At 72.1% G+C, this 20,896-nt stretch carries 20 protein-coding genes; 8 read left to right on the plus strand and 12 right to left on the minus strand.

Annotated features, from left to right (window positions below; genetic code table 11):
- The first annotated feature begins 105 nt into the window (after positions 1–105).
- Together ABD366_RS16345 and ABD366_RS16350 are read left to right on the plus strand one after the other, a co-directional pair.
- Positions 106–1,239, plus strand: a complete 1,134-nt coding sequence (locus tag ABD366_RS16345) for a hypothetical protein (RefSeq protein ID WP_324767874.1) — start codon at positions 106–108, stop codon at positions 1,237–1,239.
- A 259-nt stretch (positions 1,240–1,498) separates the two neighbouring features.
- Positions 1,499–2,521 (plus strand): phosphatase PAP2 family protein, encoded by a 1,023-nt coding sequence (locus ABD366_RS16350; RefSeq protein ID WP_344441944.1) that lies wholly within the window; start codon positions 1,499–1,501, stop codon positions 2,519–2,521.
- Between the two features lie 129 nt (positions 2,522–2,650).
- On the opposite strand, the gene ABD366_RS16355 is transcribed toward ABD366_RS16350, so the two are convergent.
- Positions 2,651–2,866 (minus strand): I78 family peptidase inhibitor, encoded by a 216-nt coding sequence (locus tag ABD366_RS16355; RefSeq protein WP_324775846.1) that lies wholly within the window; start codon positions 2,864–2,866, stop codon positions 2,651–2,653.
- A gap of 426 nt (positions 2,867–3,292) precedes the next feature.
- On the opposite strand from ABD366_RS16355, the gene ctaD reads away from it, so the two are divergent.
- Positions 3,293–4,999, plus strand: coding sequence for an aa3-type cytochrome oxidase subunit I (gene ctaD / locus ABD366_RS16360; protein ID WP_324775844.1), 1,707 nt, complete (start codon positions 3,293–3,295; stop codon positions 4,997–4,999).
- 7 nt (positions 5,000–5,006) lie between these two features.
- On the opposite strand, the gene ABD366_RS16365 is transcribed toward ctaD, so the two are convergent.
- The 4 genes from ABD366_RS16365 to ABD366_RS16380 form a co-directional block, all read right to left on the minus strand.
- Positions 5,007–5,843, minus strand: coding sequence for a hypothetical protein (locus tag ABD366_RS16365; protein WP_411293876.1), 837 nt, complete (start codon positions 5,841–5,843; stop codon positions 5,007–5,009).
- Positions 5,840–7,087, minus strand: a complete 1,248-nt coding sequence (locus ABD366_RS16370; RefSeq protein WP_324775842.1) for a glycosyltransferase family 4 protein — start codon at positions 7,085–7,087, stop codon at positions 5,840–5,842. The genes ABD366_RS16365 and ABD366_RS16370 overlap by 4 nt, the downstream gene beginning before the upstream one ends.
- A gap of 202 nt (positions 7,088–7,289) precedes the next feature.
- Positions 7,290–8,606, minus strand: a complete 1,317-nt coding sequence (locus ABD366_RS16375) for an ABC transporter substrate-binding protein (protein ID WP_324775840.1) — start codon at positions 8,604–8,606, stop codon at positions 7,290–7,292.
- On the minus strand, positions 8,581–9,117 hold the full coding sequence (locus tag ABD366_RS16380) for an MTB12 C-terminal domain-containing protein (RefSeq protein ID WP_324775838.1): 537 nt from the start codon (positions 9,115–9,117) through the stop codon (positions 8,581–8,583). The genes ABD366_RS16375 and ABD366_RS16380 overlap by 26 nt, the downstream gene beginning before the upstream one ends.
- Positions 9,118–9,263: 146 nt before the next feature.
- Here ABD366_RS16380 and ABD366_RS16385 point away from each other — a divergent pair, with 146 nt between their 5' ends.
- Genes ABD366_RS16385 through ABD366_RS16395 form a run of 3 tightly spaced genes read left to right on the plus strand, consistent with a single transcriptional unit; the run spans position 9,264 to position 13,228 of the window.
- Positions 9,264–9,725 (plus strand): hypothetical protein, encoded by a 462-nt coding sequence (locus ABD366_RS16385; RefSeq protein WP_324775836.1) that lies wholly within the window; start codon positions 9,264–9,266, stop codon positions 9,723–9,725.
- A gap of 3 nt (positions 9,726–9,728) precedes the next feature.
- Positions 9,729–12,563, plus strand: coding sequence for an ABC transporter permease subunit (locus tag ABD366_RS16390; protein ID WP_324775834.1), 2,835 nt, complete (start codon positions 9,729–9,731; stop codon positions 12,561–12,563).
- Positions 12,560–13,228 (plus strand): ATP-binding cassette domain-containing protein, encoded by a 669-nt coding sequence (locus ABD366_RS16395; protein WP_324775832.1) that lies wholly within the window; start codon positions 12,560–12,562, stop codon positions 13,226–13,228. Before ABD366_RS16390 ends, ABD366_RS16395 begins: the two co-directional genes overlap by 4 nt.
- Here the strand turns inward: ABD366_RS16395 and ABD366_RS16400 are convergent.
- Positions 13,222–13,818 carry a transglycosylase family protein gene (locus ABD366_RS16400; RefSeq protein ID WP_411293875.1) on the minus strand — a complete coding sequence of 199 codons (597 nt, stop codon included), beginning with the start codon at positions 13,816–13,818 and terminating at the stop codon, positions 13,222–13,224. The two genes, ABD366_RS16395 and ABD366_RS16400, sit on opposite strands and share 7 nt — an antisense overlap.
- A 106-nt stretch (positions 13,819–13,924) precedes the next feature.
- Positions 13,925–14,554 (minus strand): LysM peptidoglycan-binding domain-containing protein, encoded by a 630-nt coding sequence (locus ABD366_RS16405; protein ID WP_324775830.1) that lies wholly within the window; start codon positions 14,552–14,554, stop codon positions 13,925–13,927.
- A gap of 368 nt (positions 14,555–14,922) precedes the next feature.
- Between ABD366_RS16405 and ABD366_RS16410 the strand changes: the two genes are divergently transcribed.
- Positions 14,923–15,720 carry a hypothetical protein gene (locus tag ABD366_RS16410; RefSeq protein WP_324775828.1) on the plus strand — a complete coding sequence of 266 codons (798 nt, stop codon included), beginning with the start codon at positions 14,923–14,925 and terminating at the stop codon, positions 15,718–15,720.
- A gap of 187 nt (positions 15,721–15,907) precedes the next feature.
- Complete coding sequence (locus ABD366_RS16415) at positions 15,908–16,186, plus strand: hypothetical protein (protein WP_324775826.1); 279 nt, start codon at positions 15,908–15,910, stop codon at positions 16,184–16,186.
- Between the two features lie 11 nt (positions 16,187–16,197).
- On the opposite strand, the gene der is transcribed toward ABD366_RS16415, so the two are convergent.
- The 5 genes from der to aroH form a co-directional block, all read right to left on the minus strand.
- Positions 16,198–17,670, minus strand: coding sequence for a ribosome biogenesis GTPase Der (gene der / locus ABD366_RS16420; protein ID WP_324775824.1), 1,473 nt, complete (start codon positions 17,668–17,670; stop codon positions 16,198–16,200).
- An 81-nt stretch (positions 17,671–17,751) separates the two neighbouring features.
- A complete protein-coding gene (locus ABD366_RS16425; RefSeq protein ID WP_324775850.1) occupies positions 17,752–18,339 on the minus strand; it encodes a lysophospholipid acyltransferase family protein in 588 nt (195 codons plus the stop codon).
- Between the two features lie 59 nt (positions 18,340–18,398).
- The gene (cmk, locus tag ABD366_RS16430) at positions 18,399–19,094 is read right to left on the minus strand and encodes a (d)CMP kinase (RefSeq protein ID WP_324775822.1); all 696 of its coding nucleotides are present in this window, start codon (positions 19,092–19,094) and stop codon (positions 18,399–18,401) included.
- 156 nt (positions 19,095–19,250) lie between these two features.
- Positions 19,251–20,336, minus strand: a complete 1,086-nt coding sequence (locus tag ABD366_RS16435; protein WP_324775819.1) for a prephenate dehydrogenase — start codon at positions 20,334–20,336, stop codon at positions 19,251–19,253.
- Positions 20,333–20,695 carry a chorismate mutase gene (gene aroH / locus ABD366_RS16440; RefSeq protein ID WP_324775817.1) on the minus strand — a complete coding sequence of 121 codons (363 nt, stop codon included), beginning with the start codon at positions 20,693–20,695 and terminating at the stop codon, positions 20,333–20,335. Before aroH ends, ABD366_RS16435 begins: the two co-directional genes overlap by 4 nt.
- Positions 20,696–20,896 lie beyond the last annotated feature (201 nt).

The raw sequence follows: 20,896 nt of genomic DNA on the forward strand, positions 1-20,896 counted from the left end.
ACGTGGCGGACCTCTCACGATGTGCCCCGACCCGTGTGGCGTGCGCCACTCGCGCGGCGGGGGTGGCGGGCGGCACCGCCCGGACCTGCGTCGATAATCGGGGCCGTGAACGACGTCGATACGCATGAGCGGCCCACTCTGCGGCGGGCCCTGCCCGCACTGCTCGGCTACGCGGGGGTGCGCGCTCTCGGCCTGCTCGCTCTCGCTCTGTGGAGCGCGGCCGCGGGCAAGAGTCCGCACACGCTGCTGAGCGCGCGCTGGGACTCCCTCTGGTACACGCGGGTCGCCTCCGACGGATACGGCTGGTCGGTGACGCTGCCGGACGGCAGCGTCCACTCGAACCTCGCGTTCTTCCCGCTGCTGCCGTGGCTGGAGCGGGCCGTGGCGTCGGTCGGCCCGCTCTCCTACGCGGACGCGGGACTGGTGGTGAGCTGGCTCGCCTCGCTCGCGGCGGCCTGGGGGATCTTCGCGGTCGGCGCCCAGGTGTACGGACGCCGGGCCGGCGTCTGCCTGGCCGTCCTGTGGGGTGCGCTGCCCGTCGGGATCGTGGCGTCGATGGCGTACAGCGAGGCCCTGTTCACGGCGCTCGCGGCCTGGGGACTGTACGCGATCATGCGGCGGCACTGGGTGAGCGCCGGTCTGCTGGCGTCGCTGGCGGGGCTGACCCGGCCGATCGGCGCGGCCGTCGTGGCGGCCGTGTGGGTGGCGGCCGTGCTGTGGATCGTGCGCGAGCGCCGCGCTCCCTGGCGGCTGCTGCTGGGCGTGCTGCTCGCGCCGGTGGGCGCCGCGGCGTACGTGCTCTGGGTCGGGCACCGGACCGGCGACGGACTCTTCGGCTATCTCGACGTACAGGGGCAGTGGGGCAACGGGTTCGACGGGGGCGCCGCGTTCGCCCGCTTCGTCGGCGACCAGTTCACCTCGCCGCTGGGCGCGCTCGCCGGGACCGGGCTGATCGTCGGGGTGGCGCTGGTGCTCTGGCTGTATGCGACCGGGGTGCGGCAGCGGCAGCCGGTACCGCTGCTCGTCTATACGGGGATCGTCGTCGCGCTTGCCCTGTGCGCTTCGGGGTACTTCGGATCGAAGCCGCGGCTGCTGCTGCCCGCGTTCCCGCTGCTGCTGCCGCTCGCGGTGGGCCTGGCCCGGTGGCGTACGGGCAGGTCGGCGTGGCTGCTCGGCACGCTGGCGCTGGTCTCGGCGGTCTACGGGGCGTTCTGGCTGAACGGTTCGGGCCCTCCGTGACCGGTCACGACCGACCCTGATCGACTCCTGCGGGCCCCATGACCGGACGGAGAATTCCGTGCCAGCACTCGGTGAACGCTTATATAAGCGCACCATAACGAGCCCGCGGAAACGATCATTGAATTTGCGAGGACTTCCGTACCCGGTTATCGGATTCCCCGAAATAAAGGGATCCCTGAGAGGAATCCCACATCACATCGTCATCACAAAGCCACTGTTTCGTGCTGGTCCGCCGCGCGCCCGCTGTAGCGTCGATTGGGTGCGTACCGAACGAAACCCGACCCGCCGCCTCGAGCGGGTCTTCGCCAGGCTCGACCGCGAGCCCGAACGGCCGGCCAACCTGGACATGCCCAGGATGAGCCGGCACCGGGTCGTGCTCCTGGGTCTGACCCTGTCCTTCTACCTCGCCATCGTGGTGGCGGTCCTGGCCACCACATGGCTGGTCGCCTTCGACTGGCAGGTCATGTTCTTCCGGCCGTACCAGCAGTGGCCGGAGATCCACGCCTTCCTCGACTACTGGGTGGTCCTCGGCCAGCGCGGCCCGACCGCCGTCATGGTGATGGCCTGGCTGGGCTGGCGTTCGTGGCGGCAGCACACCCTGCGCCCGCTGCTGATGTTCGGCACCGCACTGCTGCTGCTCAACGTGACGGTGGGCGCGGCCAAGATCGGCATGGGCCGTGCGGGGCCGCACTACGCCACCCTCATCGGCTCGAACGAGATGTGGCAGAACGGCGATATATTCCCGTCCGGACACACCGCGAACGCGGTGGTGACCTGGGGCATCCTCGCCTACCTGGCCTCCACGCCGCGCGCCCGCCGCTGGCTTTCCGCGGTCTCCGCGGTGATCTCCCTCAGCGTCGGCCTGACCACCGTCTACCTCGGTACGCACTGGCTGAGCGACGTCCTTCTCGGCTGGGCCGCCGGCCTGCTCATCCTACTGGCGCTGCCCTGGTTCGAGCCGCTGGTCGCCCGCGTCGAGGCCCTGGTCCTCGCGCAGCGCGACCGCTGGCGCGCCCGCATCGGTGTCACCGCGGCCACGCCGGAGCCCGCCGCGGCCCCCGCGATGGTCCCGGCCCGCACGGCGGTCCCCGCCGAGGACGGACTGCGGGCCCGCGAGCCGATCACCGCCGCGCGCTCCACCGGGCGCCCTTCCGCGCTGCTCGCGCCGGGGCCGCACACCCCGCGGGGCGAGCGCACGCCGGCCAGCCCGGCCGGCAGCAGACGCCCGGCGACCGCGCGCGCCACCGCGCGGACCGCGACGACCGACCCGCAGCGGGCCTAGACACGCCCCTGCTGCACACCCGAGAACAGCGGGCACGGTACGCACAACCAGCCCGCACGGCGAAGGGCCCCGGAACCTCTCCAGGTTCCGGGGCCCTTCGCGTACGTCAGCTCGTTCGGTACGGGTACGTCAGCCCTTCCAGCAGCGCGTCACGGTGCCGTCGGAGACCTCGAAGTTCAGCCGTCCGGCGCGGTACTCCATCGTGATGATCGCCCCCGGCGGCAACTGCCGGACGGTCGACCAGCCACGGCCGCGCGCCTGCCGCTCGGCCGGATCGGCGGCGAGGCCGACGTACGCGTCGGGGGTGTCCTGGGGCTCTGCGGGCGGGGTCGGAATGGGTGCCATACGGCCACCGTAGGCCGTGCGCACGGGCGACGCCAGGCCCGTCCGCGCAGGCCCGCAGGACTCTCGTACGGTCACGCTTTCGTCACAAGATCACGACGGTTGTTTCTGTCGAACTTCCTCACACGATCGGGCGGTTCCTTACTTCTCATGCTCTTCTCATGCGGGCCGCACCGGCCCCCGCACCCGGAATTCCGGAAGCCCCCGCGAAAGCTCCGGCGCAGGGCCCGGCCTTTCTTCGGACGCGCCCCGAACAATTTCCGCCACATTCCGAATCCGGCAGCGGGACAGGCCAGTTGAGATCGTCCGGGAATTGCCTGCCCCTGCCACAAAGAGGGGCCCGCCCTCTGTCGCGGCGAGGGCGACGCGAGCATCATGGCGGGTGTTCGTCAGCAGGCCCGGGACGCGTGAGCAGCGAGGGGGCAAGCGATGGGAACGACCGGTGTGCAGGCCGGGCCCGAGGCGGTGGGTCCGGCGCGGGAGCGGCAGCCGGGCCGGGTGATCGTGGACTGGCTGACCACCACCGACCACAAGAAGATCGGCCACCTCTACCTGATCACCGCGTTCGCCTTCTTCCTGGTCGGCGGGCTCATGGCGCTGCTGATGCGGGCCGAACTCGCCCGCCCCGGGCTGCAGATCCTCTCCAACGAGGAGTACAACCAGCTCTTCACGATGCACGGCACGATCATGCTGCTGCTCTTCGCGACCCCGACGTTCGCCGGCTTCGCCAACGAGATCATGCCGCTGCAGATCGGCTCGCCCGACGTGGCGTTCCCGCGTCTGAACATGCTCTCGTACTGGCTGTTCCTCTTCGGCGGCCTGATCGTGCTCGCCTCGCTCGTGGTGCCGGGCGGGGCGGCCGACTTCGGCTGGTTCGCCTACGCGCCGCTGAACAGTCTGGAACGCTCGCCCGGCATCGGCGCCGACATGTGGATCATGGGGCTCGCGCTGGCGGGCTTCGGCACGATCCTCGGCTCGGTGAACTTCCTGACGACGATCATCGGGATGCGGGCACCCGGCATGACGATGTTCCGGATGCCGATCTTCACGTGGAACACGCTGTTCACGTCGATCCTCGTGCTGCTCGCGTTCCCGGTCCTGGCGGCCGCGCTGCTCTGCCTGGAGGCGGACCGCCGCTTCGGCTCGGTGGTCTTCGAGGCCCAGTACGGAGGCGCGCTGCTGTGGCAGCACCTCTTCTGGTTCTTCGGCCATCCCGAGGTCTACATCATCGCGCTGCCGTTCTTCGGGATCGTCAGCGAGATCCTGCCGGTCTTCAGCCGCAAGCCGATCTGGGGCTACACGATGCTGGTCGGCGCGACGATGGCGATCACCGGCCTGTCGGTGGTCGTGTGGGCGCACCACATGTTCACGACGGGCGGGGTGCTGCTGCCGTTCTTCTCCTTCATGACGTTCCTGATCGCGGTGCCGACCGGGGTGAAGTTCTTCAACTGGATCGGCACCATGCTGAAGGGCTCCCTGTCCTTCGAGACACCGATGCTCTGGTCGATCGGCTTCCTGGTCACGTTCCTGTTCGGCGGCCTGACCGGCGTCATCCTGGCCTCGCCGCCGATGGACTTCCACGTCTCGGACACGTACTTCGTGGTGGCGCACTTCCATTACGTGGTCTTCGGGACGGTCGCCTTCGCCACGTTCGCCGGGTTCTACTTCTGGTGGCCGAAGCTGACCGGGAAGATGCTCGACGAACGGCTCGGCAAGATCCACTTCTGGACGCTGTTCGTCGGCTTCCACACGACGTTCCTGGTGCAGCACTGGCTGGGCGCGGAAGGCATGCCGCGCCGGTACGCGGACTACCTCGCGGCGGACGGCTTCACGGCTTTGAACTCGCTCTCGTCCATCGGCTCGTTCCTGGTCGGTCTGTCGACCCTGCCGTTCCTCTACAACATCTGGAAGACGGCCAAGTACGGCGCGCTGGTCGAGGTGGACGACCCCTGGGGCTTCGGCCGCTCCCTGGAGTGGGCCACGTCGTGCCCGCCGCCCCGGCACAACTTCACGACGCTGCCGAGGATCCGCTCGGAATCCCCGGCATTCGACCTGCACCACCCTGAGTTCGCGGCGTACGAGGCTGCCGCTCCGGGCGCCCACAACCCGGACACCGACGCCCACGTGGGCGAGTGAGCGGCGGCTACGCCACGGAGGTCACCACGACCGCGAGATCGTTGTCGACCGTGTAGTACGGCTCGGCGGTGAGTTCGCGCCCGGCGGCGGTCACCCGGGTCGCGGGGTACGCGAAGATCGGCTTCTTGTCGGCGATGTCGTCGAGGAGCCGGGCCACCCGCACCTCGGGCCCGTCCTCGCCGCCGGGCCGCAGCCACAGGTCCCAGCGCCCCTCGGAAAGCTCGTCGTACCCGATCCGCAGCGTGAACCGGGCTCCGTCCACGGTCAGTTCACCCCGCAGGGCCGGTCCGGACGCCGCGCGGGAACGTATCTCCGCCTGCGCCTTGGCCACGAACTCCGTGCCGTAGAGGCGCCCGTGGACCGTCAACTCACCGCCCGTGATGAGCAGTTCACCGGCCTCGGCGTGCGGCGCCCGCAGCCAGCTGCGTACGGTGAGATTGCCGTGCTTGGTCGCGTACGGGATGCGTACGGCCACATAGCCGCGCGATCCGCCGGGCGCCCGGTCGACCAGCGAGCGCAGATCGTTCACGCCCGGCATCAGGCGCACCGGCTCGTCCCCGGCGACCTGGGCGTACGTGTCCCAGCGCCCCTCCGGCAGCCCGACGCTGATCGGCAGCGAGGCGCGCAGGCGCCCGTCGTCCATCGGCGTGAGCGGCAGCCGCACCTCCTCGCCGTCCGTCCGCTCGATCAGCACGAGGTGGGCCGGTACGGACCCGCCGTGGTCGGAGACGTCGAAGGTGAGCCCGCCGGCGGAGTCGGCGATGCAGTCGGCGCGGGGTGCCATACGGACGGTCCTGTCGTCGGACGGGGGGATCGGGGCGGGCGTGGCCGGCGGTGCCGTCATGCGGTGCGCCCCTTCTCCGGCGACTTGAGGGCGTCGCGCAGCGCGTAGGCGCCGTTCATCAGGGACCCGCGGGCGCGGTGCAGCAGGCCGACCGAGCCGCTGCGGCCGGTGAGCGAGCCGAACAGGTCCTCGTAGCGCTCGGCGATCCGGGCCGGGTCGAAGCGCGCGGAAGCGTTGAGGGCGCGCGCCGCCATCTGCTGGCGCAGCGCGTCGTTGTTGATGAGTTCGAGCAGGCCGCGGGAGATCGCGTCGACGTTGCCGACCTCGACGAGGCGTCCGTCGACGCCGTTGTCGATGATCTCGCCCGGGCCGTGCGGGCAGTCGGTGGAGACGACGGGCAGGCCGCACCGCATCGCCTCGACGATCGTCATGCCGAACGATTCGAACGTCGACGTCACCGCGGCGACGGAACCTTTCGCCCACTCGGGTTCGATGGGGTTGGCGGTGCCCATGAGGAAGACGTGGTTGTAGAGGCCGCGCTGGTCGATGAGGCGGCGCAGCTTGTCCTTCTGCTTGCCGCCGCCGTAGATCCGCAGCCGCCAGTCGGGCCGCTCGGCGCGCACCTTGTCGAAGGCCTTGATCAGCAGGTCGTACCGCTTGACGGGGGCCAGGCGGCCCGCGGCCACGACCCATTTGCCGCTGCCGTCGGCCGGCGCGATGCCGGGCGCGGGCACGGGGTTGGGCATGGCCTCCAGGCGTACGCCGGGCAGCCGCATCCGGTCGCGGTAGGCGCGGGCGTCGGCCTCGGTGGTCGTGGTGAGCGCGTCGAGCCGCGGGTAGACACTGCGCAGCTGGCGGCGGAGCCCGGCCGAGTGCGTGTCCAGCGTGAGGTGCTCCTGGCCGACGCGCAGCGGGCCGCGCCTGGTCTGCCGGGCGAGGTGCACATTGAGTCCGGGCCGGGTGCCGACGACGACGTCCGCGTCGACGCTGCCCAGGTGCTCGGCGATGCGCCGGTCGGTGAGCGCGCTGTACTGGTCGTAGCGCCCCTCGTGCCGGGGGAAGACGGAGGCGGCCTTCTTGAACTCGGGGTCCTCGCCCTCGTACCCGGCGGAGTCCTTGCGGAGGTCGACGAGGTGGCGCAGGCGCACGCGGGGGTCGGCCGCGAAGACCGGCTCGTCACGATGCCGGAACACGGAGACGACTTCCACGTCGTGCTGCTCGGCCAGGGTGTTGGCGAGGTTGTACGTGGTGCGGATCGTCCCTCCGATCCCATACGCATTGTGAATCAGGAAAGAAATCTGCATGCGTCCCCGTATCCCACCATTCCTCGCGGCCGGTCCGGACGGTCTGGTTCAGTCTGAACAGCCCGGGTGCTCCGCCTACCGGATGGTTAGACAGGGATTCCCTGGCGAGGGTTGTTCTCCATCATCATGTTGTTCCAGAACAGTTGCCTGATTGGTAGATGTTTTCGGGAACCCTTTGGCCATTTTGTCCATCAGGGTTGCATCATGGCTGGTAGGCGAGTTGGGGTACGTCAAAGCACGTCCGTTCCATGTCACCGTTCTGGGTGACCCAGCCCGTGCTGTCCGTCCACTTGGCGACCGAAAGACACGTCTTTCGGGTGGTGGGCGGCTGGGCCTGCGTGCGGTACGTCACGGGGAGCAGCAGCCCGTCGGCCGTGTACGGGGTGGTGCGGTTCATGAAGCGGTCGAGGCACGCGCGCGTGACGTCGTCCCCGTCCCGCACGCAGGAGCGCGCGGCGTCCGTGAACCACATCGCCGCGGCCCAGCCCTCCAGTTGCCATTGCGCATGTGTCTTCGACTCCCGGGTCGCGTCCCTGAAGGCGCGCACGGCCGGGTGCCCGGTGTCCTCGAAGTTGCGGCTCGCACCGGTCACCCACAGCGAGGCGCGGCAGTGCGGCGCGTCCTTGTAGTCGGCCGCGACCGACGACGTCCAGCTCTGTACGGTCATGACCTTGGCGGTGAGGCGGGCGCCGACCTGGTCCAGGGCCCGGCACAACCGCGCGTTGCCGTGCGCGTCGATGGCGTCGAGGACGAGATCGGCTCCCCGGTCCTTCAGGTCGGCGGCGACGGCGCGGAAGTTCGGCAGGGCGAAGTCGACCTGCTCGGTGATCACCTTGTACCCCTCGGCCTCCAGACCACGGGTCACGAGCCGCGCGTACGCGGCGGAGGCCGCCTGGTTGTAGGAGACGACCGCGGCGGTGCGGGCGCCCTGCTCCCGCTTGAAGTAGCGGTAGACCTCGGTGCCGCCGTACAGCTTCCCGTCCCAGCCGGGCGTGCCGTCGCGGGGCGCGAGACTGCCGTAGATCCCGTACAGGTGCGGGTACGTGTCGTAGGCGGCGCCGATCGGCTGGCCCCCGATGTCGGGCACGCGCGCGTGGGAGACCCGGGCCGCGCCCGCGTAGTCCAGCGCCGTGGTGGCGACCAGCGCGACGACCTTCTCCTCGTCGATCAGCCGGTGCACGCACTCGTTGTTGCCGACGCCGCTGCCGCCGTCGTCGCACAGGTGGGCCTCCACCGGCCGTCCCTGGATGCCGCCTTCGGCGTTCAGGTTCCGGAAGTACGCCTGTGCGCCGTCGCGGGTGTCGGTGAAAGTCGCCCCGCCGACGGGGCTCGTGGCGCTGGTGATGATGCCGACGCGGATCGGCGCCGCCGCGCGGATCGGCGCCGACCGCGGTGTCCCGTCCTCGAAGGCGCTCTCCGGCAGCCGCGAACCGCAGCCGCAGAGCACGAACAGGACGAGGAGGGCGAGGAGGGCGGCGCCCGCCGCGCGTGCCTCAGCAGCCCGGGCCCGGTGAGGCATTGCCGCTCAACTTCACCAGGGCGCACAGCGTCTTGACGGACACCTTCCATGTGCCGTCGTGCTCGACCGAGGTGCCCTTCGCGCCGGGCAGCATCGTGGCGCCCTTCAGGGTGAGCGAGTACGTCACGTCGGCGGCGGTCGGCGAGGTGAACACGATGGTGTCGATGTTCGCCTCGACCTGTCCCCCGCGTTCGTCGCCGTCGAAGCTGTCCAGAACCGGTCGCATCCGGGAGCCGTTCTCCAGGACGTCCTGCTTCTCCTTCAGCGACACGTCCGGGTCGAAGAACTTCTTCCAGTTGGCCTTGATCTCCTTCTTCGCCGCGGCCTCGTTCGCGGGCCCGGTCGGCTCCTGCGAAGAGGGCGTCGGCGAGGCCGGCGTGGGCGGGTCGCTCTCGCTCCCGCCGCTGTCGTCGCTGCACGCCGTCATGGCCGTTCCGAGTACGAGGGCGGCTGCGACGGCGAGTACCGCGCCCCGCCCGTGGCCGTTCCTCCGCGTGCTCCCGAGAACCATCTGGCTCACCACCGGGTGTCGGTCCGGGCGGCCTCGAACTCCGCCCGGAGCTTTCAGGGTTGGCCTGCAGAAGGCATAGTGCAAGCGATCGGCCGACAAGACCAGACACTGACAGGCACACTCCGTCATGGCGTGGAGGGTCACCGATGCGCACTGCCCGGCTCCGAACCGTGCGCCCTGTCCCGTGGGTCGGCCTCGCCGTCCTCGCCGCGGGCGCCGTGCTGTGCGTGGCCGGCTGGTACGGGATGTCCGGCGAGCGTTTCGCCGAGCGCCAGCTGCCCTATCTCGCCTCGTGCACGGTGCCGGGCGCCGCGCTGATCGTCGCGGGCGCGGTGCTGCTCACGAACGGCAGGAGCGCCCTGGCCGCGACGCGGGTCGAGGAGCTGTACGCGCTGCTGGTCGCCGCCGACCCGGCCGAATCGCCGCCGTCGGCGGCCCCGCTCGCCTCCAGCGATGATCTGCGTACGGTCCCCGGCGGCACGCTGTGGCACCGCGCGGACTGCCCACTCGTCGCGGGCAAGCCGGAAGCCGTGCCCGCCGACGCCGGGGCCGTGGCGGCGGGCGGACTCGGCCCGTGCCCCATCTGCGAGCCGCCCGCCGGGGACTGAGGCGTGGCCTCGCTGACGTACGACCTCGCGCTGGCCGGTCTCTCGGTGGGGGCGGCGGCCGCGCTCACCGGGGTCGGCCTGATCGTCACCTATCGCGCGACCGGTGTCCTGAACTTCGCGCACGGCGCGATCGCGATGGTCTGCGCCTACCTGCTGCGCCAGTTCGTGGTGGTGTGGGACCGGCCGCTGTGGGCGGGCGCGGCGCTGGTCCTCCTGGTCTTCGCCCCGGCGCTCGGACTGGCCCTGGAACGCGGGGTGTTCAGGCCGCTCGCGTCGACGGGAGGCGACCCGGCCCGCACCCTCGTCGCCTCGACCGGCGTCTTCGTACTGCTGGTCGGGGCGGCGGCCCTGCTGTGGGGCACGGGCGCGCGGGAGGACGCGCCGACGCTGATCACGGCCGACCCGTGGGGGCAGCTCGCGGTCGCCTGCGCGGTCGCGGCGGCGGTGTGGGCGGTGACGCGGTGGACGCGGTTCGGCGGCGAGCTGCGGGCGGTCGTCGACAACCGTCCGCTCGCCGTCCTCGGCGGCATCGACGCGGACCGGGTCGCGGCGGCGGGCTGGGCGTTCGGGTCGTTCACGGCGGGCCTGACCGGGGTGCTGCTGGCCCCCTTCGTCCGCCTCGACCCCTACGGCCTGCCGCTCCTGGTGATGGAGGTCGTCGCGGTGGCGATCGCGGCACGGATGCGGTTCCTGTCGGTGGCGGTGCTGGTGGCCCTGGTGATCGGGGTGGCGCAGAGCGGGCTGGCCCGCGTGCACCCCGGCGGACGGGCGGAGCCGCTGGTCCAGGCGGTCGGGGCCAATCTGTTCGTGGTGGCGCTGCTCCTCGCGGCGCTCGCCCTGCCGGGGATCGGCGGACGCGGCGCGCTGCCACGGGCCGCGACGCGGCGGGGGGTGCCGGCGCCCGCGGGGGCCTGGCCGGTCGCGGCGGTGCTGTTCCTGCTGCCGCTGGGCTTCGCGGGCTCGGACCTCCATACGTCGGTCCAGGTGCCGGCGCTGGCGCTGATCCTGCTGTCCCTGGTCGTGGTGACGGGCCGCGCGGGCCAACTGGCTTTGGGGCAAGGCGCGTTCGCCGGCCTGGGAGCCCTGTTGGCGACCTTGGCGGCACTGGGCCGCTTCCCCGGCCTTCCCCGACTACCCGGCTTCTTGGCCCTGTCACTGGCCGTGGCCCTCGTCGCCCCGCTGGGCCTGCTCACCGCCGTGCCCGCGATTCGCCGGCACGGCCTCGCCCTGGCACTCGCCACATTCGCCGTCGGGGTCGGCGTGAGCCGGTTCGTGTTCGCGCAGCCGTACGCGGCCTCCGGCCTGGCCCCGCCCAGACCGGCCGGATTCGACAGCGACCGCGCCTTCTACGTCCTCGAACTCGGCCTGCTCGGCGCCGCGTTGCTCTGCGTGTCGGCCCTGCGGCGAGGCCGGGCCGGACGGGCGCTCGCCGCGATGCGGGACCACGAGGCGGGGGCCTCGGCGGCCGGGGTACGGGTGCCCGCGCTCAAGGTGGCGGCGTTCGTGACGGGGGCCGGACTCGCGGCGCTGGGCGGCGGGCTGCTGGCGTTCGGGGTCCGCTCGTTCGACCCCGGGGCGTACGACCCGGTACGCGGACTGCTCTGGTTCGCGGCGATCGTCGTCCTCGGCGCGGACAGCCCGCTCGGGGCACTGGCCGGCGCGGCGCTCCTGGTCGGCCTGGACGCGGGCGCCCGGGGCGGGGTCGCGGCGGCGGTCGTCGGCTTGCTGGCGGTGCTGGCCGGCCGCTTCCCCGAGGGACCGTACGAGGCGGCGCGGCGCTTTGCCGTACGGGGCCGGGGGCAGGGGCGGTTGACCCCGCGGGGGCTCGCTGCGCGGGACCGTCTGCGTCGATCCCCGGGTCTGCTCGATGTGCGGGCCGGCCTCCGGCGAGGGCATTCATCGCCTGGTGCGGGCCCGTGGGGGCTGGTCGCGCGGTTCCCCGCGCCCCTGAAGGGCGCACTTCGTGCGACCCACCGGCACCGGGCCGCAAGCCCAGCCGACGAGCGGACAGCACCGCCCAGGGCCCGCCGACGCCCAAGTCCGCCCCGCGCGCGAGCGGCATCGCAGGGTGGGCTCACACGCCGTCGGCCCGGGCTGTCGGGCGCCGCGAACGTGATGCCGAAAGACCCTCGCCCCGGCGGCCTCGTCCCCGCTCCCCCGGCCCTGTCCGCCACCCGCCTCACCGTCACCTTCGGCGGTCGTCCCGTTCTGCACGACGTGGACATCAGCGTGCCGCCCGGGCGGATCGTGGCCGTCGTGGGGCCGAACGGGGTGGGCAAGAGCACCCTGTTCCACTGTCTTGCCGGAACGCTGCGGCCGGAGGCGGGGCGCGTGCGGCTCGGGGAGCGCGACATCACGGCGCTTCCCGCACACGCCAGGACCCGGCTCGGCGTGGCCCGGACCTTTCAGCAACTGTCGGTCTTCCCGTCGTTGACCGTGGCCGAGAACATTCAGGTCGGTGCCGAGCAGGGCCGCGTACCCGACCCTGACGCCACCCGGCGCCTGCTCGCGCTGTTCGGGCTGCGCGGTGAGCAGCTCACGGCCGATCTGCCCACCGGGACACTGCGCCGGGTCGAGCTCGCCCGCGCCCTCGCGGGTGGGCCGCACGTCCTGTTGCTGGACGAACCCGCCGCGGGTCTCGACGACGCCGAAGTGGCCGCGCTGGCAGGGCTGTTGAAGGCGCTGGCCGCCGACGGTACAGCCCTGCTCGTCGTCGAGCACGACCTGGACCTGGTCGCGGACCTGGCGGACACGGTGCACGTGATGGCGGCGGGCACCGTCGTGGCGTCGGGCCCGCCGGACACAGTCCTCGACCGCACGACCGGGCCGCGCCCATGAGACACGGCATCGAACTGCGCGGCGCCCGCGTGCGCTACGGCCCACTGGAAGCCCTGCACGGCATCGGCCTCGCCGCACCCGCCGGGACGGTCACCGTACTTCTGGGCCGCAACGGGTCCGGGCGCACGACCACCCTGCGCGCCCTCGCCGGCACCGTACGGCTCACCGCGGGAAGCGTGGTGTGGGACGGCGTCGACGTCACCCGGCAGGCGCCTCATGTCCGCGCCGCGGCGGGCCTGTGCCTCGTCCCCGACCGGCAGGCCGTGTTCGCCGCGCTCACCGTCGCCGACAATCTGCGACTCGCTTCGGCGGACGGCGACTTCTCGTCGGCGCTCGACGCCTATCCGGAGCTGCGCCCGCTCCTCGCCCGCCGCGCCGGCACCCTCTCCGGCGGCGAACAGCGCATGCTCGCCGTCTCCCGTGCCCTGCTCGCCCGGGGCCGCGCCCGCGTCGTCCTGGTCGACGAACCGGCCCAGGGCATGTCGCCCCGGGTCGCCGCCCGCACCTACGCCCTGCTGCGCGGTCTCGACGCCGCCGTGGTCCTCGCGGAACAGCGGCTGCCACCCGGACTGCGCCCGGCCGGGGCGGGCGGGGCGACAGTCCTGGTGCACGAACTGCGGCGCGGTTGCGTGGTCCGCAGCGGCGAGGCCGGCGAAGGCTACTGAGCCTCCTCCGCCGGGATGCGCAGCATCGTGCCCTCGTTGAGCCGCTCCGGATGCGGCCCGACCATGTGCCGGCCGGCCTTGTAGAGCGCCTGCCCGCCGCCCTTGACCTCGGCGCCCTGCGCGATCGACTCCAGCGTCTCGCCGCCGCGCACCACGTGGACGCGCCCCGAGAGCCGGTACTTGTTCGAGCAGGCGGGCCAGGCGCCCCAGCCCTGGTCGCTCAGCACCTTCTCTGCCACCTTGATCTGTTCCTTGCGGGTGGCGAGGTCGGCGCGCGGCGCGTACTTCAGGCCGCCGTACGCCTCCCAGGTGGACTGCCGGAACTGGAGTCCGCCGTAGTAGGAGTTGCCGGTGTTGGCGGACCAGCGCCCGCCGCTCTCGCACTCGGCGATACAGGACCACGGCCACTCGTCCCCCGCGCAGCCGTAGGGCGCGGTGGCGGCGCTTCCCGCGCCGGCGGCGTTCCCGGGACCGAACAGGGGGGTCGGGGCGGTGGACGCGGCGGCGGGTGCGCAGGTCAGGGCGAACAGCCCGCCGAGCAGCACCGCCGCCCGGCCGTACGTCTTCGGCTTCGTAGGCATCAGGTACATCGCGCCACGCTAAGCAGCGAGGCGCGCCCGCCTCCGGTGCCGCGCCGCCGGAGCCGCGGCCCCACCCGGTCGGCGCACCGGGCGGAACCGCGGAACATCGCTCCGGCTATCCGAGCAGCAGCCGCTGGCCCGGCATGATCAGGTTCGGGTCGCCGCCGATGACGGTCTTGTTGACGGCGAACAGGCGCTTCCAGCTGGTGCCGTGGTCGGCGGCGATCGCGCCGAGAGTGTCGCCGCCGCGGACGACGTAGCCGCCGTGCCGGGCGGTGCCGCGGTCGGCGCCCGAGGTTCCGCGCTGCGCCGGGGCCAGTTTGGGCTTCACCGACTTCGGCTGCGCACGCTTCACGGCCTTGGGCTCGGCCGCGGAGGCCGCGGGCGCGCTGCCGTACGCGCCGGCCCGCGCCGAGCAGGTGGGCCAGGCGCCCCAGCCCTGCACGCGCTGCACCTTGGAGGCCACCGCGATCTGCTGTGCCTTGCTGGCCCGGTCGGCCGTCGACGCGTAGGCCCCTCCGCCGAACGCGCGCCAGGTCGAGGCGGAGAACTGGAGCCCGCCGAAGTACCCGTTGCCGGTGTTGATGTGCCAGTCGCCGCCGCTCTCGCAGCGGGCGATGCGGTCCCAGACCCCGGTGTCCGCCGCGTGGGCGGAGCCACCGGACGCGAGGAGACCGAGGGGGGCGCACAGAGCCGCCCCGGCGATCACCACGGTCGTTCGAGCCGTACGTATCGGCACGGACATGAGATTCCCTCTCCTGGACTGCGGTGTGCAGACGGCGGTGGAATCTAGGCAGCCCGCGGGACTCGCATCAACCATCGCCCTGTGACTCCAGGTCAGTAGCCAGTTACCTGAAGTAGCGATGATTTCAGGCCACCCACTTCATTCACTGATTTCATGATTTGTCGACCTGTCACCTCGCCGATCTGTGACTCACCTCACTAACTCAACTTGCTTGGAACCCCTACAAGTTGGCGTGGAGTGACAGATTCCGGCCGTCTTCTCACGGTCTGCTTCGGATGGGTGAATTCCGTTCGGTTCCGGGCGTGACTCCTGCCACAGATCGCCCGTTGTCCCTTCATAAGCACGCATCCGATCCAGAGGGAGTCCCCGTGCCGCGCTTGCTCGACGTGAGTGACGACGTACGCGCCGAGATCGGCGACGACGAAGCCGACCGGCTGCTCGCCGGTGAGAACGCACCGGGTGGTTACGACTGCACGTCCTGCCGTACCCCCGGCGACTCCGCGCAGGAACGCACCAGCACGGTCCTGTTCGTGGGCGACGAGACCGCCGTCCTCGCCTTCGCCCACGCCGGCTGCCTGCCCTCGCAGGTGGTCCAGGTCGCCGAGGACCAGCTGCAGGGCGCCGTACGGTCCGTCGCCGACGCCCCCGGCCCGGCGGGCGCCGCCGTGCCGGCGCAGGCCACCGCGGCCCAGGCCGTCCTGGGCGTGACCAGCGGCCTGCTGCTGATCGCCGGCGAGCTGCACCCCGCGCTCGTCATCGAACCGACCGGCCCCATCTCCCGCCCCGGCGCGGCCGCGGGCGGCGGTGACGACTTCCTGCCGCTCCTGATCGAGCAGGGCTTCATGCCGGTCACCGGGCTGACGGAGCCGCCGCGCGCGCTGCCCGGCTGGTCGGTGCTGCTCGCCATGGGCCGGCTGCACGCCGTGCTCCAGCCCGGCACCGGCGGCGCCCCCTCCCAGGTCGCCTGGTGGCAGGCGCACCAGCCGCTCGTGGTCACCGACGGCTGGCGGGCCGCCGCCAACAAGACGCACACGGTGCTCGTCTGCGCCGCCCCGGCCGGCTCGATCGGCCGCCAGCCCCGCGAGGACCTGCTGCGCGACGCCCTCGACAAGGCCGCGGCCGACGGACGCCTGGTCGCCGCCGCGATGCCGCTCGCGGGCACCTGAGCCGACCCCGGCTCCGCACCCGGGCCCCCACGTATGCGCCGGTCACACTCCTGACGCCCCGCAAAAGCCGAGGCCAAGGGCGCATCCGTCGGGGGCCCGGGTCGTTGGCACCTTTGTGCACCCATACGACCCCACTTCATCCCCCTCCGCCGGGCGGCGTCAGCCGTACCAGAACTACATCCCGTCGATGCGTCCCCCGGAGGAGTACTCGGGCGGCCGCTCGGCGACGCCGATCTACGACGCCCTGTACGCGGAGTACCGCCGGTCCTTCAGGACCCTGCCCGGCGACCGCAGTGGCGAGGAGGAGCTGGGCTTCGCGGCCTTCGGGACGGGGACGTACGGGACCCGGCACCACACCCCGTACTACACGACGGGCCAGCACCACTACACCCAGCAGAACGGGCGGCAGCCCGGCCCGGGAGGTCACCTCCCGGCCGCGCTGCCGCCCGCGCCACGAAGGCCGTAGCAGCCGTACTCCTACTTCTTGCGCCCGCGCTTCTCCCGGACCCGCACGGAGATGTGGATCGGCGTCCCCTCGAACCCGAACTCCTCGCGCAGACGCCGCTCCACGAAGCGCCGGTAGCCGTGCTCGATGAACCCTGAGGAGAAGAGCACGAACCGCGGCGGCTTGGTTCCGGCCTGCGTGCCGAAGAGGATGCGGGGCTGCTTGCCGCCGCGGATCGGGTGCGGGTGGGCCGCGACCAGCTCGCCGAGGAAGGCGTTGAGGCGGCCGGTCGGCACGCGGGTCTCCCAGCCGGCCAGCGCGGTCTCGATCGCCGGGACCAGCTTCTCCATGTGGCGTCCGGTACGCGCCGACACGTTCACCCGGGGCGCCCACGCGACCTGGGCGAGCTCGGTCTCGATCTCGCGCTCCAGGTAGTAGCGGCGCTCCTCGTCGAGGGTGTCCCACTTGTTGAACGCCACGACGATCGCGCGGCCCGCCTCGACCGCGCTCGTCACGATCCGCTGGTCCTGCACCGAGATCGTCTCGGAGGCGTCGATCAGGATGACCGCGACCTCCGCCTTCTCGACGGCGGCGGCGGTGCGCAGCGAGGCGTAGTAGTCGGCGCCCTGCTGGAGGTGGACGCGCTTGCGGATGCCCGCCGTGTCGATGAACTTCCAGGTGACGCCGCCGAGCTCGATGAGCTCGTCGACCGGGTCGCGGGTGGTGCCCGCCAGCTCGTTGACGACCACACGGTCCTCGTCGGCCACCTTGTTCAGGAGCGAGGACTTGCCGACGTTCGGACGGCCGATCAGGGCGATCCGGCGCGGACCGCCGATCGCGGTGCCGAAGGTCTGCGCGGGCGCCTCGGGCAGCGCCTCGAGCACCGCGTCGAGCATGTCGCCGGTGCCGCGGCCGTGCAGCGAGGAGACCGGGTGCGGTTCGCCGATGCCGAGGGACCACAGGGCGGTCGCGTCGGCCTCGCCGCTCGGACCGTCCACCTTGTTGGCGCACAGCACCACGGGCTTGTTGGCCTTGCGAAGGAGGCGGACGACGGCCTCGTCGGTGTCGGTGACGCCGACCGTGGAGTCCACGACGAAGACGACCGCGTCGGCCGTCTCGATCGCGTACTCGGCCTGCGCGGCCACCGACGCGTCGATGCCGAGCACGTCCTGCTCCCAACCGCCGGTGTCGACGACCTTGAAGCGGCGGCCCGCCCACTCGGCCTCGTAGGTGACGCGGTCGCGGGTGACGCCCGGCTTGTCCTCGACGACGGCCTCACGGCGGCCGATGATGCGGTTCACCAGGGTCGACTTGCCGACATTGGGGCGGCCGACGACGGCGAGTACGGGCAACGGGCCGTGACCCGCCTCCTCGATCGCGCCCTCGACGTCCTCGACGTCGAAGCCCTCCTCGGCGGCGAGCTCCATGAACTCCGCGTACTCCGCGTCGCCGAGCGCCCCATGCTCGTGTTCGGGGCCACCCTCGGGCTGGATCTGGTCGTTCATGAAGTCCGTACCTCGTCGTTCATTCGTGGTGATCGGTGGCCCGCCGTGTCGTGTACCGCGGTCCACTACTGAAAGTCTCGCTCAGCGCCCGGTCAGGCGCCTGGCATGGTGCAGGTGCGCGGTGAGCTGCTCCTGGATGCGCACGGTCGCCGCGTCGAGCGCCGTGCGCGTACGCCGTCCGCTGCCGTCGCCCGCCTCGAAGGGGTCGCCGAAGACGACGTCGACCCGGCTGCGCAGCGGGGGCAGCTTCTTTATCAACCGTCCGCGCTTCTCCGTGCTTCCCAGTACGGCGACCGGGACGATCGGCGCGCCGCTGCGCACCGCGAAATAGGCGAGCCCGGCCCGCAGCGAGGCGAAGTCGCCGTCGCCGCGCGTGCCCTCGGGGAAGATACCGAGCACTCCCCCGTCGGCGAGGACGTCCAGCGCCCGGGTGATGGCCGTCCGGTCCGCGCTGGTCCGGTCGACCTTCAGCTGCCCGATGCCTTCGAGGAAGGTGCCGAGCGGCCCGATGAACGCCTCCTGCTTGATCAGGAAGTGCGTCGGACGCGGGGCGACGCCCATGACCATGGGGCCGTCCACGTTGTGCGAGTGGTTCACGGCGAAGATGACCGGGCCGCTCGCCGGAACCCGCCACGAGCCGAGGACGCGCGGCTTCCACAGCCCGTACATCAGGCCGACGCCGATACGCCGACCGACCTCGGCCCCGCGTTCCGAGGGGCTCACTGGGCTCACTTGGAGGTCCGCTTCTCCTCGACGAGGGTGACGACGCACTCGATGACCTGCTGAAGCGTGAGGTCGGTGGTGTCCACCTCGACGGCGTCGCCGGCCTTGGCCAGCGGCGACGTCTTCCGGCTGGAGTCGGCCGCATCCCGCTTGATCAGGGCCTCCTGCGTGGCCTTGACGTCGGCGCCCTTCAGCTCGCCGGAGCGGCGGGCGGCGCGGGCCTCGGGCGACGCGGTGAGGAAGATCTTCAGGTCGGCGTCGGGCAGCACCGTCGTACCGATGTCACGGCCCTCGACGACCATGCCCACGCCGTCCGCCGCGGCCGAGGCGGCGATGGAGCGCTGCAGCTCGGTGATGCGGGCGCGCACCTCGGGGACCGCGCTGACGGCGCTCACCTTGGAGGTGACCTCGCCGGTGCGGATCGGGCCCGCGACGTCCGTGCCGTCGACGGTGATGGTGGGCGCGGCCGGGTCCGTACCGGAGAGGATCTCGGCCTTGCCGGCGACCGCCGCGATGGCGGTGGGGTCGGTCAGGTCGATCCCGTTGTTCACCATCCACCAGGTGATGGCCCGGTACTGGGCGCCGGTGTCGAGGTAGCTGAGGCCGAGCTGGGCGGCGACGGCCTTCGAGGTGCTCGACTTGCCCGTGCCGGAGGGTCCGTCGATGGCGACGATCACAGCTGCCGGGGCGGCGGTTTCCACGGTGACGGACACCTTTCTGAGTGCACGGGGCAGGAGGGCGGGGCGCGAGAGCGCCCCGCACAAGGTTACTGGCTCCCGCGAGCGCCTCTTACTGCCGCTCCTGCCGCCGCTGCCGAGCCGCTGCCAAGCCGCTGCCAAGCCGCTGCCGTGCCGTTGCTACTGCCGCATGGACCAGCCGCGCTCGCGCAGCGACGCGGCCAGCTTGGGGGCCGCGGCGGGCTGCACCATGAGCTGCACGAAACCGGCCTGCTGACCGGTGGCGTGCTCGATGCGGACGTCCTCGATGTTGACGCCGGCGGCGCCCGCGTCCGCGAAGATGCGGGCCAGCTCGCCGGGCTGGTCGGAGATGAGGACGGCGACGATCTCGTACGCGGCGGGGGCCGCGCCGTGCTTGCCGGGGACCCGGCTCTGGCCCGCGTTGCCCCGGCGCAGCATGGTCGCGACGCCGTCGGCGCCCTCGCGGCGCTTGGCGTCGTCGGCGGACTGCAGGGAGCGCAGGGCCTGGACCGTCTCGTCGAGGTCGGCGGAGACGGCGGAGAGCAGGTCGGCGACCGGCCCCGGGTTCGCGGACAGGATGTCGATCCACATGCCCGGCTCGGAGGCCGCGATCCGGGTCACGTCCCGGATGCCCTGCCCGCAGAGGCGTACGGCGCTCTCCTCCGCGTTCTCCAAGCGGGCCGCGACCATGCTGGAGACCAGGTGGGGCATGTGCGAGACGAGCGCGACGGCCCGGTCGTGCGCGTCGGCGTCCATCACGACGGGCACGGCCCGGCACAGGGCGACCAGTTCGAGGGCGACGTTCAGGACCTCGGTGTCGGTGTCCCGGGTCGGGGTCAGCACCCACGGGCGGCCCTCGAAGAGGTCGGCGGTCGCGGCGAGGGGGCCGCTGCGCTCCCGGCCGCTCATCGGGTGCGTACCGATGTACGCGGTGAGGTCGAGGCCGAGCGCTTCGAGGTCGCGGCGCGGGCCGCCCTTGACGCTGGCCACGTCGAGGTAGGCGCGGGCCGCGCCGCGCCGCATGACACCGGCCAGGGTCGCGGCCACATGGGCCGGCGGTACGGCGACGACGCACAGGTCGACCGGGCCCTGCGGCGCCTCGTCGGTCCCGGCGCCGAGCGCCGCCGCGGTCCGGGCCTGCGCCGTGTCGTGATCGGCGAGGTGCACGGTCACGCCGCGCGAGGCCAGGGCCAGGGCGGCGGAGGTGCCGATGAGGCCGGTGCCGATGACGAGTGCGGTTCTCACTGGGCGATGTCCTTGCGCAGGGCTGCCGCCGTGCCGAGGTAGACGTGGGCGATCTCGGACCGGGGCAGTTCGGTCTCGACGTGCGCGAGGACGCGGACGACGCGCGGCATGGCGCCGGCTATGTCCAGTTCCTGTGCGCAGATCAGGGGTACGTCGACGATACCGAGCTTGCGGGCGGCGGCCGCCGGGAAGTCGCAGTGCAGGTCGGGCGTGGCCGTGAACCAGATGGAGATCAGGTCCTCGCCGGTCAGCCGGTTGCGCTCGAGAACGGCGGTGAGCAGCTCGCTGACCTGCTCGTTCATGTGCTCGACTTCGTCCCGTTCGAGTTGTACGGCGCCCCGGACCGCTCGTACCGCCACGGTGTCACTCCTTGATCATCTGCATAGGTCTGCCGCCTGTGTCTGCCACGGTTCAGGGTAGTTGGGTCGTTACGCGGGGGCGCGCGCCGCCCGTCTGTCGAGACGGGCACTCCAATGTCGCCCGGACCACCCCCTGTCGCCTCCCGACCGGAGCTGCTTGCATGGTAAAGCGGCACCGTGCCGCCTCGGGGGAGGCTCGTC

This window comes from Streptomyces kunmingensis, from assembly GCF_039533535.1.
Classification (GTDB): Bacteria; Actinomycetota; Actinomycetes; order Streptomycetales; family Streptomycetaceae; genus Streptomyces; species Streptomyces kunmingensis.